The following is a 13,247-nucleotide window of genomic DNA, read 5'->3' on the forward strand; positions in this document are numbered from 1 at the left end:
GCGGCGGGCGCGCGGGGGCGGCCCCCGCGGGCGGGTGCGACGCACTCGTCGACACGCCTGGGGGTGACCTTTGGCCACTGCTTCGCAGCCCGCTGCTCCTACTCTGATCGGCTCGGTGCAGCGGGCGCTGAGACTCCTCGAGGCCGTGGGCTCCCACGCGGACGGAGCCCCCGCCAAACAGCTCGCGCGCGAGGCGGGACTCCCGCTTCCCACCGCGTACCACCTGCTCCGCACCCTGACGCACGAGGGTTATCTGCGCCGCGAGAAGGGCGTGTTCGTCCTCGGTGACGCCGTAGCCCGTCTCGTCGGCGGCGGAGCTGTGCAGAATCGTCGCACCAAGGTCGAGGACTCTCTCGCCCACTGGCGCGACGTCATCGGCGTCCCCGTCTACTTCGCGATCTACCGCGACGGCGAGATCGAGCTCGTCTCCGTCGCCGACACTCCCGCGAACCCCGCCGTCGAGGAGTGGGCGAACTTCAAGGAGACCGGTCACGCGCACGCCATCGGGCAGTGCCTGCTCTCCCAACTCGATCCGAAGAGCCGTCAAGACCACCTCGATCGCCACCCGGTGGAATCCATCACCCCGTATACGGTGCGTAATCGGCGTACCTTTTTGGACCGTTTGGAAGGTTTGGGGCGAATGGAGCCCCTGGTGGAGCGTCAGGAATATGCACTCGGCACGGTCTGTGCCGCCATTCCCATCACGGCGGGCTCCACGGCGGCCACGATGGCGATTTCCCTCCCGCTTCACCAGCAAGAACGGTTGCTGCCCGCAGTCGAATGGCTACGTTGCGAGATCGGAAAGCTCTTCAGTTCACTCCCGTTCTCTATCAGTATCTGAAAAATCACTCCTTGTGATCCGCTAGGGCTTACAGCACGATTGCGTCAAAACTTCCACTTACTGCGGGGTACATGATGCGAGAGACGGTTCAGGCCGAGGTCCTGATGAGCTTCCTCGTCTCCGAGGAGCTCTCCTTCAGGATCCCGGTGGAACTGCGGTACGAGACCCGCGACCCGTACGCGGTGCGGATGACCTTCCACCTGCCCGGAGACGCGCCGGTGACCTGGGCGTTCGGCCGCGAGCTGCTGCTCGACGGGATCAACAGGCCGAGCGGGGACGGCGACGTGCACATCGCGCCGACCGAACCCGAGGGCCTGTCCGACGTGATGATCCGGCTCCAGGTCGGCGGTGACCGCGCCCTGTTCCGGGCCAGCGCCCCGCCGCTGGTCGCCTTCCTCGACCGTACGGACAAGCTCGTACCGCTCGGTCAGGAACGGACGCTCGGTGACTTCGAGGACCACCTGGAGGCGGCACTCGGCCGGATCCTCGCGGAGGAGAACGCGGGCTGAGCCCCGGCCGGGTCCCCGAGCCCCGGCCGAGTGCCTCATCTCACGTCCGACCCGCGTCCGGCCCGGCGCCGTACCGTCACTTCGCCCGGCGCCGCCGGCCGCCCCGTACCCCTCGTGACGCTTCCCCTCGCGCCACCCGCCCGGCCGGACCCGGGCGGTCGGCCGCGACCACGAGGGCCGCGAGGCCGGTGGTGACCGGCACCGACGCGACCAGACCGATCGAGCCGACCAGCGTGCGGACGATCTCCTCGGCGACCAGCTCGCTGTTGGCCACCGTCCCCACGCTGCTCTGCGCGATGGAGAAGAGCAGGAGCAGCGGGAGCGCCGCGCCGGCGTAGGCGAGCACCAGGGTGTTCACCACCGAGGCGATGTGGTCCCGGCCGATCCGGATGCCGGCCCGGTAGAGCGCCCGCGGCCCCATGCCCGGGTCGGCCTGGTGGAGTTCCCAGACGGCCGAGGTCTGGGTGACCGTCACGTCGTCGAGCACGCCGAGCGAGCCGATGATGACGCCGGCGAGCAGCAGACCGGACATGTCGATGTGCGGGTAGAGGCCGTGGATGAGACCGGTGTTGTCGTCGGTGTTCCCGCTGAGCGAGGCCCAGCCGATGAAGAGTGAGCCGAGCAGACCGGTCAGCAGCAGCGAGACCAGCGTGCCGAGCACCGCGACCGAGGTGCGCGCGGAGAGCCCGTGGCACATGTAGAGCGCGATCAGCATGATCGCGCTCGCGCCGACGACGGCGACCACCAGGGGATTCGAGCCCTGGAGTATCGCCGGCAGGATGAAGAAGGTCAGCACCAGGAAGCTCGCGGCGAGCGCGACCAGCGCCATCACCCCGCGCATCCGGCCGACGATCACGACGGCGAGCGCGAAGACGCCGGCGAGCAGCGTGATCGGCAGCTTCCGGTCCACGTCGGTGACCGAGTACTGCAGCTCGCGCGGCGCGTCCGGCGCGTACGCGACCACCACGCCCTGCCCCTCGTGCAGTTGCCGCGGCGCGTCCGGCTGCACGATCTCCGGGAACGTACGGCCCTTGTCCCGGCCCGTGGTGACCTCGACCGTGGCCTTCTCGCACTGGCCCCGCGCGGACTCGGCGTTCCCGTTCTTGCAGTCGACGTGGACGACGGAGACCACCCGGCCCTGCTCGGTCTGCCGGTCGAAGCCCACGCCCGTGCGCTGGTGCGCCGGCGTGCCGCCCGGCCACAGCATCACGAGCCCGACGAGCACGGCGGCGCCGAAGGGGATGAGGACCGCGGCGATGACCTTCCGCAGATGCCGGGAGACGGGCGCGGCCGGGCCGTGGCTGTGGCTGTGGCCGTGGGAATGACCGGGGGCGTGGCCGGGGGACTGGCCGGAATGGTCGGGGGACGGACCGGGGGAGTGGGCGTGGCCGCCGTGGCCCTCGTGACCGTGCGTTTCGGGGGTCTGCTGCGTCGAAGTCACCGACCGATCATCGCAAGAACGCCCGGGGCCCACTGTTCAGCACGCCAGGATTGACGCTAGCGTGGTGGCACCTTTGCACACGCGGGAGCTCGGAGCACCGGGCTGAGAGGGCGCTGAAGTTTCGCTGCGCCGACCGCCGAACCTGTTACCGGGTAATGCCGGCGTAGGGAGATTCGGTCTCATGACCATTCAGGATGCACGCACGTCTGCCTCCGACCAGAACGACCCGCAGAGCGGCCAGGGGGAGCGCACGCCGGGCTGGCACAAGGGGTACGTCGAGGGTTCCCGCCCCGACATCCGGGTGCCGGTCCGCCAGGTGCACCTCACCAACGGCAAGGACGTGACGCTGTACGACACGTCCGGCCCGTACACCGACCCCGCCGTCGACACCGACGTGCGGCGCGGGCTCGCGCCGCTGCGCGAGAACTGGATCATCGCGCGCGGCGACACCGAGGAGTACGCGGGCCGTCCCGTCCGCCCCGAGGACGACGGCATCAAGCACACCTCGCCCCGCGGCGGTGGGCTGAAGAACCTCGACGCGGTCTTCCCGGGCCGGCCGCGGCTGCCCCGCCGGGGCCGCGACGGGCAGGCGGTCACCCAGCTCGCGTACGCCCGCCGTGGCGAGATCACGCCGGAGATGGAGTACGTCGCGATCCGCGAGAACGTCTCCCCCGAGGTCGTGCGCGAGGAGATCGCGGCCGGGCGCGCGGTGCTGCCGGCCAACGTCAACCACCCGGAGATCGAGCCGATGATCATCGGCAAGCGCTTCCTGGTGAAGGTCAACGCCAACATCGGCAACTCCGCCGTGACCTCCTCCATCGAGGAGGAGGTGGAGAAGATGACCTGGGCGACCCGCTGGGGCGCCGACACGGTCATGGACCTGTCCACCGGCCGCAACATCCACACCACCCGCGAGTGGGTGCTGCGCAACTCCCCCGTGCCGATCGGCACCGTGCCGCTCTACCAGGCCCTGGAGAAGGTCGACGGCAAGGCCGAGGAGCTGACCTGGGAGATCTACAAGGACACGGTCATCGAGCAGGCCGAGCAGGGCGTCGACTACATGACGGTGCACGCCGGCGTGCTGCTGCCGTACGTGCCGCTCACCGCCCGCCGCAAGACCGGCATCGTCTCGCGCGGCGGCTCGATCATGGCCGCCTGGTGTCTCGCGCACCACAAGGAGAACTTCCTCTACACCAACTTCGAGGAGCTCTGCGAGATCCTCGCGGCGTACGACGTCACGTACTCGCTCGGCGACGGTCTGCGGCCCGGCTCGATCGCGGACGCCAACGACGACGCCCAGTTCGCCGAGCTGCGCACCCTCGGTGAGCTGAACACGATCGCCAAGCGCCACAACGTGCAGACGATGATCGAGGGCCCGGGCCACGTCCCGATGCACAAGATCAAGGAGAACATCGACCTCCAGCAGGAGATCTGCGAGGAGGCGCCGTTCTACACGCTCGGCCCGCTGACCACGGACGTCGCTCCGGCGTACGACCACATCACCTCGGGCATCGGCGCGGCGATGATCGCCTGGTGGGGCACCGCGATGCTCTGCTACGTCACGCCCAAGGAGCACCTGGGCCTGCCCAACCGCGACGACGTGAAGACCGGTGTCATCACGTACAAGATCGCGGCGCACGCGGCCGACCTCGCCAAGGGGCACCCGGGCGCGCAGGAGTGGGACGACGCGCTGTCCGACGCGCGGTTCGAGTTCCGCTGGGAGGACCAGTTCAACCTGGCCCTCGACCCGGACACGGCCCGCGAGTTCCACGACGAGACGCTGCCGGCGGAGCCCGCGAAGACGGCGCACTTCTGCTCGATGTGCGGGCCGAAGTTCTGCTCGATGAAGATCTCGCAGGACATCCGGCGTGAGCACGGCGGTGACCTGAAGGCGGACGAGATCGAGGCGGGCATGGCCGAGAAGTCGGCGGAGTTCGCGGCGTCCGGGAACCGGGTGTACCTGCCGCTGGCCGACTGACGCCCGCGGCTGACGGCATGGCACCTGTGGCTGATGGCATGTCACCCGCGACCGGTGGGTGGCATGCCGGTCACTCCGGACGGTGCTCCGGTGTGCCGGCGTCAGGGCTCGTGAAGTCCGGGCTCGCGGAGTCGGGGCTCGTTCGGCCGGGGCTCGTTCGGTCGGGACTCATGGCGTTCGGGCTCGTGAAGTCCGGGCTGGAGAAGTCGGGGCTCGTGTAGGTCGGGCGCGGGGCCGGGGCGCCGCCCTCGTTCGGGCTGGTGAAGTCCGGGCCGCTGTAGCCGACCTTGGGTATGCGGCCGGTGGGCGGCGCGGGCGACTGGCGCGGCAGGCCCGGCGTCGCGGCGAGGGCGTCGCGGAGAAAAGGGTGGATGCCCCGGTCCGCCAGGGCCCGGCACCAGGCTTCCCGGGCCCGCGTCAGCTCGTCGTCGGGGGCCTGGGCGGGAACCTCGGTGGCGCTGTTGCGCAGGGCCGTGAGCAGCAGTCCGGCCGCCGCGCAGAGCAGTCCCGCCGCGGCGACGGCGCCGAAGAGAAGGCCGGCGGTGAGCAGGGTGTCGGCGAACGCGGGGGCCGGGTCGAGCATCTTCAGGACCGCGCCGACCAGCAGGAAGATCACGGCCGCGGTGCCCGCGAGGAGCGGGCCGAGGACGGTGACGACGGCGAAGATGCCCGCGCCGCCCTCGTCACCGGCGCCGTCCGTGTTCCCCGTGCCGCTCGCCGCGCGCGTCTGCTCGCGGACCTGCTCCCGTACCTTCACGAAGTGGTCGTACTCGGCCGCCGCGGCGGTCGTGATCAGCGTCGTGGCGTTCAGCGCCATCGAGCGCAGCTGTGCGGTGGTCAGCCGGGTCCCGATTCCGGCCAGATCCGGATGGTCGTGCGCGGTGCGCAGTGCGTCGTCGAGGACCCGCTCGAATTCGGCGCGGTCCTCGGTCAGCAGGTGCGGAGCCACGTTCATGTGCATCCCCCGATGCTCCGTAAGGGCCGGAACCGGCCGTGGGAAAACGGCCGTTCGGGCGGAAACGGAGGAGAGCCTGCTACGGATGAGCCGATGGTATTGCGGTTACGGCACGCGGTGACAGGGTGTTTCGGGAAATCGCCTTCCCCGGATGCGGAGGGTTAATGCGTCAGGCGGGCAGCGGGAGTTGCACGACCAGCAGCTTTCCGGCCATGGTCACTCCGCCGTCCATCGCGATGGCGAGCCCGTCCGCGTAGACGTGCGGACCCTCGACGAGCGGGCGCTCGCCCTCCTCGCCGTCCTCCGTGCCGACCTGGCCGAGAAGGTACGGGATGGGGCTGTGGCCGTGCACGATCCGGCTGCCGCCGTAGGTGCCGAGCATCTCGCGGACGGCCGGCGGCCCGGCCTCCTCGTCGCGGAAGGCGAAGCGCTTGGTGAACTTCCGGAAGAGGTCCCAGACTTCGTCGGCGTCGTTGCGGTTGAGGGTCTCCTTGACCGTCTCGTTGACGTCCTCGATCGTGTCGCCGTACTCGAGGTATGCGGTGGTGTCCGAGTGCAGCAGCAGATGGCCGTCCTCCTCCGCCATGGAGTCGAGCCGGGACATCCACTGGAGGTGGACGTCCTGGAGGCGGTCCATGTCGTGCTTCTGGCCGCCGTTGAGCAGCCAGGCGGCCTGGAAGGTGGCGGTGCCGGCGCCGGAGCTGACCGGCGTGTCGCCGAAGCGCTTGGCGCCGATGAGGAGCAGCTCGTGGTTGCCCATCAGGGCCTTGCAGTAGCCGCCGGCGGCCGCCGCCTCGGCGGACAGGCGCATCACGAGGTCGATGACGCCGATGCCGTCGGGGCCGCGGTCGGTGAAGTCGCCGAGGAACCACAGCCGGGTGTTGCCGGCGGCCCAGCCGCCGTTCTCGTCGATGATGCCCTGGGCGCGCAGCGCGTCGAGCAGCTCGTCGAGGTAGCCGTGGACGTCGCCCACCACGTACATCGGGCCGCGGCCGTCGGGGCGGGCGGCGGCCGGCTGGGGCACCGGGGTGACGTGGACCTGGACGGTGTCGCCTCGGTTGATGACCGGGAGGTCGCGCTCGGTCGGGGTGTAGCCCTCGGGCGGCTCGTCGTCGGGGAAGGCGTTGCCGGGGTGGCCGGGGTGGCCGGCGCTGACGGCCCCGGCGGCGAAGAAGTCGTACGGCTCAGGAGACTCGTACGGCTCTGGGGCCTCGAACGGCTCAGGAGACTCGTGGGCCCCGCGGGGCTCGTACGCCTCGGGCTTCTGGGCCAGGTGGAGCGTGGCGTCGGCGGGCCCGGCGGTGGGCGGGGCGTCGGTGGGGAGCGGCTCGGGAGCATGGCCCTGGACGGGCACCCGGGCGTACGGAGGTACGCGGAAGTCACGCAACGTCGCTGTGCGCACCACGGGTTCCTGCCCGGCCCCCTGTGTCATCGACCCCTCCACCACCGTCGCGATGCCCTGCACATCGCGGACCGGCCTGGTCGTGGTGGTCCGCGGTGTCGTCCATCCATCATAGGAATGAGGGTCCGCCTGTGTGACGCACCAGGGGTGGTGAATCCGGGTCCACTCCGGGTTCACCGGGTGTTTCGCCCGAATTGGGAAGGTCCGGACCAGGGGCGGACCCGGGGCGCCGAATGGTTTGCGCCTGCCGGGCCACAAGAGCCACGGCTTTCCGCGGCCCTCCCCGAGCCCGTTTCCGGTCCCCGTTCCCGTTCTTCTCGCCGCCCCCGCCGGCCCTCTCCGCCCCCCGCTCCGGGTTCAGTCCTTCGAGGGAGACCGTGGCGGGCTCACGGTTGTCCGCGGCGAGCGGCGCTGCGACGAGGTGCGGACGATCAGCTCGGTCGGTATCACCTGCTCGACCGGTCCGTCCGTCTCGATGCCCTCGATGGCGTCGATGAGCAGCTGCACGACGGCCGTGCCGATCCGGCGCGGTTTGAGCGAGAGGGTCGTGATGGGCGGCTCGGTGTTGGCGTACACCGTGGACTCGCTGCAGCACACCAGCAGCAGGTCGTCCGGGACCCGCAGCCCGTAGCGGCGGGCCGCGGCGAGCAGATCGGTGCCGTTCGGGTCGAAGAGCCCGTACACGGCGTCGGGACGGTCCGGGCGGGCGAGCAGCCGGTCGGCCGCGACGGCGCCCGCGCACGGATCGTGTGCCGGATATGCCTCGTAGACGGGGTCCTGGCCGACCCGCTCGCACCAGTTGAGGTACGCGGTGGTGGACAGCCGGGTGTAGGTGTCGGTCGTCGTCCCGGTGAGCAGCCCGATCCGGCGGGCGCCCGCGGCGGCGAGGTGGTCGAGCAGGTCGAGGACGGCGGCCTCGTGGTCGTTGTCGACCCAGGCGGTCACCGGCAGCGTGCCGGCGGGGCGCCCGTCGGAGACGACGGGCAGGCCCTGGCGGACGAGCTCGGTGACGACGGGGTCGTGGTCGGAGGGGTCGATGACGACGGTGCCGTCGAGGGCGACGTTCGACCAGACGTCGTGACGGGAGGTGGCGGGCAGGATGACCAGGGCGTAGCCGCGGGCGAGCGCGGCCGAGGTGGCGGCTCTGGCCATCTCCGCGAAGTAGGCGAACTCGGTGAAGGTGAAAGGTTCATCCCCGTACGTGGTCACGGTCAGGCCGATGAGTCCCGACTTGCCGGTACGGAGGGTGCGGGCCGCCGCGGACGGGCGGTAGCCCAGCCTGTCTGCGACCTCGCGGACGTGACGGCGGGTGGCGTCCGGGAGCCGGCCCTTGCCGTTGAGCGCGTCGGAGACAGTCGTGATCGAGACTCCGGCGGCGGCGGCCACGTCCCGGATGCCCGCCCGGCCCTGCCGGCTGCCCCGGGTCTGTGCCCGGCTCACCTGGTGCTTCCCTGCTGCTGTCATGGCGAGCCGATAGTAGGGCGAAGGGAGTGGGTCGAGCCGGTCGCATATGCAGGCATTGACAGACACGTTTCTGCAAGATCAAGAGCGGTCAATGACCTGCGAAACAAAGGGTGTTCGGGCGGCTGGCGTAAGAGCTACGGTCCCTGGCCGCCATGCACCTGGCGAGGGGGCGAGGTCTCGAAGAGGTCTCAACTCACCTCTACGGGGGATGCGCGCCACGGCGTCCGCCACCAGCGCGCGCCACCCCGACGCGCGCCCCCCTTGTTGCCGCTCCGTTGTCCACAGCCCATTCGCAGGAGGGCCGAATCCTCATAAGGTGAGGAGTATTGGTGGTACGTACGGTCGAGGAGGACCCACAGTGAGCGAGACCAGCGGGACGAGCGGGGTCGGCACGGCGGGCACGGCGGGCCCGAAGCTGCGCGCCGAGCTGGACGGCATCCCCACCTACAAGCCGGGCAAGCCGGCCGCCGCGGGCGGACCGGTCGCCTTCAAGCTCTCCTCCAACGAGAACCCGTATCCGCCGCTGCCGGGCGTGATGGAGAGCACGCTGGCCGCGGCCGCCAACTTCAACCGCTACCCGGACATGGCGTGCACGGGGCTGATGACCGAGCTCGCCGACCGCTTCGGTGTCCCGGTCTCGCACATCGCCACCGGCACCGGCTCCGTCGGTGTCGCCCAGTCGCTGATCCAGTCGACCGCGGGCCCGGGCGACGAGGTGATGTACGCCTGGCGCTCCTTCGAGGCGTACCCGATCATCACGCAGATCAGCGGGGCCACCCCGGTGCAGGTGCCGCTGACCGAGGGCGACGTGCACGACCTCGACGCGATGGCGGCGGCGATCACCGACCGGACCCGGCTGATCTTCGTCTGCAACCCGAACAACCCCACGGGCACCGCGGTGCGCCGGGCCGAGCTGGAGCGCTTCCTGGACCGGGTGCCCTCCGACGTCCTGGTCGTCATCGACGAGGCGTACCGGGAGTTCGTCCGCGACACCGACATCCCGGACGGCATCGAGCTCTACCGCGACCGGCCGAACGTGGCGGTCCTGCGGACCTTCTCGAAGGCGTACGGGCTCGCCGGCCTGCGGGTGGGCTTCGCGGTCGCCCACGAGCCGGTGGCGGCGGCGCTGCGCAAGACGGCGGTGCCGTTCGGTGTGAGCCAGCTCGCGCAGGACGCGGCGGTGGCCTCGCTGCGGGCGGAGGACGAGCTGCTCGGGCGGGTCGGCTCGCTGGTGGCCGAGCGCGAGCGGGTCCACGCGGGGCTCGTGGCCCAGGGCTGGACGGTGCCGGACACCCAGGCGAACTTCGTCTGGCTGCGGCTCGGCGAGCGGACCATGGACTTCGCGGCGGAGTGCGAGCGGCACGGAGTGGTGGTGCGGCCGTTCGCGGGTGAGGGCGTGCGCGTCACGATCGGTGAGTGCGAGGCGAACGACCTGTTCCTGAAGACGGCGGAGGGTTTCCGCCAGGGCTGATCGCGCTGATCGGACCGATCCGACCGACCAGGCCGAGCTGCCTGGTCAGTCGATGACTTCCACCCGGATCGGGTCGCCGGACCTGACCGTGGCCAGGATCCTCGGATCCCCGTCCAGCGTGCCCAGGAGGTTGCACGGGCTGGCGAGCCGCGGCTCGTCGCCCGTCGAGATCGGGGTGGGGCCGTAGGGGAGGGCGAGCGCGTCGCCCTCCGTCCAGAACGCCACCGTGCCCGGCGCGACGACCTGGCGCGCGTCGGACTCGAGCGGGACCGAGACCGGAGTGTCGAAGTAGACCTCCTCGCCCCAGGTCCGGGCGGTGGCGGAGATCGGCAGAGCCCCCACGAGCGCCTTGCTCGTGGGGGTTTCGTCGAGGGTGGCCGTGATGTGACCGGCCGGCCAGGAGATGCGTATCCGAAGGTTCATGGCCCGGATTCAACAATATGTTGAAGGTCTTGGGAAGAGGTGACCTTCGGCACGGGACCCCCGACTGGAGGTACGGATTTCGTATGAGCCATAATGCTTGTGAATGTGAACGCGTTCACAAGCGTGTCCCTGTTCCTCCCGGATTGAGTGGGATCAAAGGGGCAAACTGCCGATTGTGCACCACGGCGATGTAAGGAGAAGGCGACGTGGACCATATGGACCTCGCGTTGGCGCCAGAGACTCTGGCGCGCTGGCAGTTCGGTATCACCACCGTCTACCACTTCCTCTTCGTCCCTCTGACGATCTCGCTCGCGGCGCTCACGGCCGGGCTCCAGACGGCCTGGGTGCGCACCGAGAAGGAGAAGTACCTCAGGGCGACGAAGTTCTGGGGCAAGCTCTTCCTGATCAACATCGCGATGGGTGTGGTCACCGGCATCGTGCAGGAGTTCCAGTTCGGCATGAACTGGTCGGACTACTCCCGCTTCGTCGGTGACATCTTCGGCGCTCCGCTCGCCTTCGAGGCGTTGATCGCGTTCTTCTTCGAGTCGACCTTCATCGGCCTGTGGATCTTCGGCTGGGACAAGCTGCCGAAGAAGATCCACCTGGCCTGCATCTGGATGGTGTCGATCGGCACCATCCTGTCGGCGTACTTCATCCTGGCGGCCAACTCCTGGATGCAGCACCCGGTCGGCTACAAGATCAACGCGGCGCGCGGGCGGGCCGAGCTCACCGACTTCTGGCTGGTGCTCACCCAGAACACCACCCTCAACCAGGTGTTCCACACCCTCTCGGCGGCCTTCCTCACCGGCGGCGCCTTCATGGTCGGCATCGCCGCCTACCACCTGGCCCGCAAGCGGCACATCCCGGTGATGAAGACCTCGCTGCGGCTCGGTCTGGTCACGGTCGTGATCGCCGGCATGCTCACCGCGGTCAGCGGCGACCTGCTCGGCAAGGTCATGTTCAAGCAGCAGCCGATGAAGATGGCCGCGGCCGAGGCGCTTTGGGACGGCGAGGCACCCGCCCCCTTCTCGGTCTTCGCCTACGGCGACGTCGAGAAGGGCCACAACACGGTGGCCATAGAGATCCCGGGTCTGCTGTCCTTCCTCGCCAACGACGACTTCAGCTCGTACGTCCCGGGCATCAACGACGTCAACAAGGCCGAGCAGCAGAAGTTCGGGCCCGGCGACTACCGGCCCAACATCCCGGTCGCGTACTGGGGCTTCCGCTGGATGATCGGCTTCGGCATGGCGTCCTTCGCGCTCGGCCTGCTCGGACTCTGGCTGACCCGCAAGAAGTTCATGCTGGCCCCCGCTCTGAGGGTGGGCGAGGACGAGGCACCGCATCTCGTCCTCTTCAAGAACAAGGCGCTCAGCCCGAGGATCGGCAAGTGGTACTGGCTCGTCGCCCTGTGGACGATGGCCTTCCCGCTGATCGCCAACTCCTGGGGCTGGATCTTCACCGAGATGGGCCGTCAGCCGTGGGTCGTCTACGGCGTGCTGCGCACCCGTGACGCCGTCTCCCCCGGGGTCTCCCAGGGCGAGGTGATCACCTCGATGATCGTCTTCACCCTCCTCTACGCCGTGCTCGCCGTGATCGAGGTGAGGCTGCTCGGCAAGTACGCGAAGGCCGGCCCGCCCGAGCTCACCGAAGACGACCTCAACCCGCCCACCCGGATCGGCGGGGACCGCGACGCCGACCGGCCCATGGCCTTCTCGTACTGAGGCTCAGGAGATCGAGGCATGGAACTCCACGACGTCTGGTTCGTACTCATCGCCGTCCTCTGGATCGGCTACTTCTTCCTCGAAGGCTTCGACTTCGGGGTCGGAGTCCTCACCAAGCTGCTCGCCCGGGACCGGGCCGAGAAGCGGGTGCTCATCAACACGATCGGTCCGGTCTGGGACGGCAACGAGGTGTGGCTGCTCACCGCGGGCGGCGCGACCTTCGCCGCCTTCCCCGAGTGGTACGCGACGCTCTTCTCCGGCTTCTACCTGCCGCTGCTGATCATCCTGGTCTGTCTGATCGTCCGCGGCGTCGCCTTCGAGTACCGGGTGAAGCGGCCCGAGGAGAGGTGGCAGCGCAACTGGGAGCAGGCCATCTTCTGGGCCTCCCTCGTCCCGGCCTTCCTGTGGGGCGTGGCCTTCGGCAACATCGTCCGCGGCGTGAAGATCGACAGGAACCTGGAGTACGTCGGCAACTTCTGGGACCTGCTCAACCCGTACGCCCTGCTCGGCGGCCTGGTCACGCTCACCCTCTTCACCTTCCACGGCACGGTGTTCGCGGCGCTCAAGACGGTCGGCGACATCCGCACCCGGGCCCGGGCGCTCGCGCTCAGGCTGGGTCTGGTCACGGCCGTGGTCGCGCTCGGCTTCCTCGTCTGGACCCAGCTCGACAAGGGCGACGGCGGAAGCCTGGTCGCGATGGTGATCGCCGTGGTGGCGCTGGTCGGTGCGATCGGGGCGATCCGGGTCGGGCGCGAGGGCTGGTCGTTCGCGCTCTCGGGCATCACGATCGTCGCGGCGGTGGCGATGCTGTTCCTGACGCTCTTCCCGAACGTCATGCCGTCCTCGCTGAACCCGGCGTGGAGCCTGACGGTGACGAACGCGTCGTCGACCCCGTACACGCTCAAGATCATGACCTGGTGTGCGGCGGTCGCGACCCCGCTGGTGCTGCTCTACCAGGGCTGGACCTACTGGGTCTTCCGCAAGCGGATCGGCACGCAGCACCTCGCCGACGCCCACTAGGCGACGCCTTCTAGCCGGGAGA

The 13,247-nt window shown here is 69.6% G+C and carries 11 protein-coding genes; 6 read left to right on the plus strand and 5 right to left on the minus strand.

Going from position 1 to position 13,247, the window contains the following annotated elements; translation table 11 throughout:
- Nucleotides 1–70 precede the first annotated feature (70 nt).
- Nucleotides 71–841, plus strand: a complete 771-nt coding sequence (locus ACWEV0_RS06645) for an IclR family transcriptional regulator (RefSeq protein WP_453147066.1) — start codon at nucleotides 71–73, stop codon at nucleotides 839–841.
- A 74-nt stretch (nucleotides 842–915) separates the two neighbouring features.
- Nucleotides 916–1,350, plus strand: a complete 435-nt coding sequence (locus ACWEV0_RS06650; protein ID WP_403794939.1) for an SsgA family sporulation/cell division regulator — start codon at nucleotides 916–918, stop codon at nucleotides 1,348–1,350.
- A gap of 76 nt (nucleotides 1,351–1,426) precedes the next feature.
- Here ACWEV0_RS06650 and ACWEV0_RS06655 read toward each other — a convergent pair whose 3' ends face one another.
- Nucleotides 1,427–2,791: a YibE/F family protein gene (locus ACWEV0_RS06655; protein ID WP_453147068.1), complete on the minus strand. Its 1,365-nt coding sequence runs from the start codon at nucleotides 2,789–2,791 to the stop codon at nucleotides 1,427–1,429.
- A 181-nt stretch (nucleotides 2,792–2,972) separates the two neighbouring features.
- Between ACWEV0_RS06655 and thiC the strand changes: the two genes are divergently transcribed.
- Nucleotides 2,973–4,769 (plus strand): phosphomethylpyrimidine synthase ThiC, encoded by a 1,797-nt coding sequence (thiC, locus tag ACWEV0_RS06660; RefSeq protein WP_403794438.1) that lies wholly within the window; start codon nucleotides 2,973–2,975, stop codon nucleotides 4,767–4,769.
- Between the two features lie 70 nt (nucleotides 4,770–4,839).
- Here the strand turns inward: thiC and ACWEV0_RS06665 are convergent, their stop codons facing one another.
- The 3 genes from ACWEV0_RS06665 to ACWEV0_RS06675 all read right to left on the minus strand — a co-directional run bounded on the left by ACWEV0_RS06665 (nucleotide 4,840) and on the right by ACWEV0_RS06675 (nucleotide 8,590).
- Entirely contained in the window at nucleotides 4,840–5,730 is an 891-nt protein-coding gene (locus ACWEV0_RS06665; RefSeq protein WP_453147069.1) for a hypothetical protein, read from the minus strand.
- 163 nt (nucleotides 5,731–5,893) lie between these two features.
- Entirely contained in the window at nucleotides 5,894–7,171 is a 1,278-nt protein-coding gene (locus ACWEV0_RS06670; protein ID WP_453147144.1) for a metallophosphoesterase, read from the minus strand.
- A gap of 312 nt (nucleotides 7,172–7,483) precedes the next feature.
- Nucleotides 7,484–8,590 carry a LacI family DNA-binding transcriptional regulator gene (locus tag ACWEV0_RS06675; RefSeq protein WP_046908646.1) on the minus strand — a complete coding sequence of 369 codons (1,107 nt, stop codon included), beginning with the start codon at nucleotides 8,588–8,590 and terminating at the stop codon, nucleotides 7,484–7,486.
- Between the two features lie 358 nt (nucleotides 8,591–8,948).
- Here ACWEV0_RS06675 and hisC point away from each other — a divergent pair, with 358 nt between their 5' ends.
- Nucleotides 8,949–10,061, plus strand: a complete 1,113-nt coding sequence (gene hisC, locus ACWEV0_RS06680; RefSeq protein ID WP_453147072.1) for a histidinol-phosphate transaminase — start codon at nucleotides 8,949–8,951, stop codon at nucleotides 10,059–10,061.
- Between the two features lie 45 nt (nucleotides 10,062–10,106).
- Here the strand turns inward: hisC and ACWEV0_RS06685 are convergent, their stop codons facing one another.
- Entirely contained in the window at nucleotides 10,107–10,484 is a 378-nt protein-coding gene (locus tag ACWEV0_RS06685) for a cyclophilin-like fold protein (RefSeq protein WP_453147073.1), read from the minus strand.
- A gap of 215 nt (nucleotides 10,485–10,699) precedes the next feature.
- Here ACWEV0_RS06685 and ACWEV0_RS06690 point away from each other — a divergent pair, with 215 nt between their 5' ends.
- The gene (locus ACWEV0_RS06690; protein ID WP_453147146.1) at nucleotides 10,700–12,205 is read left to right on the plus strand and encodes a cytochrome ubiquinol oxidase subunit I; all 1,506 of its coding nucleotides are present in this window, start codon (nucleotides 10,700–10,702) and stop codon (nucleotides 12,203–12,205) included.
- 18 nt (nucleotides 12,206–12,223) lie between these two features.
- Nucleotides 12,224–13,225: a cytochrome d ubiquinol oxidase subunit II gene (gene cydB / locus ACWEV0_RS06695; protein ID WP_453147075.1), complete on the plus strand. Its 1,002-nt coding sequence runs from the start codon at nucleotides 12,224–12,226 to the stop codon at nucleotides 13,223–13,225.
- The last annotated feature ends 22 nt before the right edge of the window (nucleotides 13,226–13,247 follow it).

Source organism: Streptomyces sp. NPDC003943 (genome assembly GCF_053605265.1).

Bases quoted from the DNA above. Each gene is read 5' to 3' on its own strand.
- ACWEV0_RS06675 (WP_046908646.1), bottom strand. From the start codon at position 8,590: ATGACAGCAGCAGGGAAGCACCAGGTGAGCCGGGCACAGACCCGGGGC.
- ACWEV0_RS06650 (WP_403794939.1), top strand. From the start codon at position 916: ATGCGAGAGACGGTTCAGGCCGAGGTCCTGATGAGCTTCCTCGTCTCC.
- ACWEV0_RS06665 (WP_453147069.1), bottom strand. From the start codon at position 5,730: ATGCACATGAACGTGGCTCCGCACCTGCTGACCGAGGACCGCGCCGAA.
- ACWEV0_RS06690 (WP_453147146.1), top strand. From the start codon at position 10,700: ATGGACCTCGCGTTGGCGCCAGAGACTCTGGCGCGCTGGCAGTTCGGT.
- cydB (WP_453147075.1), top strand. From the start codon at position 12,224: ATGGAACTCCACGACGTCTGGTTCGTACTCATCGCCGTCCTCTGGATC.
- ACWEV0_RS06685 (WP_453147073.1), bottom strand. From the start codon at position 10,484: ATGAACCTTCGGATACGCATCTCCTGGCCGGCCGGTCACATCACGGCC.
- thiC (WP_403794438.1), top strand. From the start codon at position 2,973: ATGACCATTCAGGATGCACGCACGTCTGCCTCCGACCAGAACGACCCG.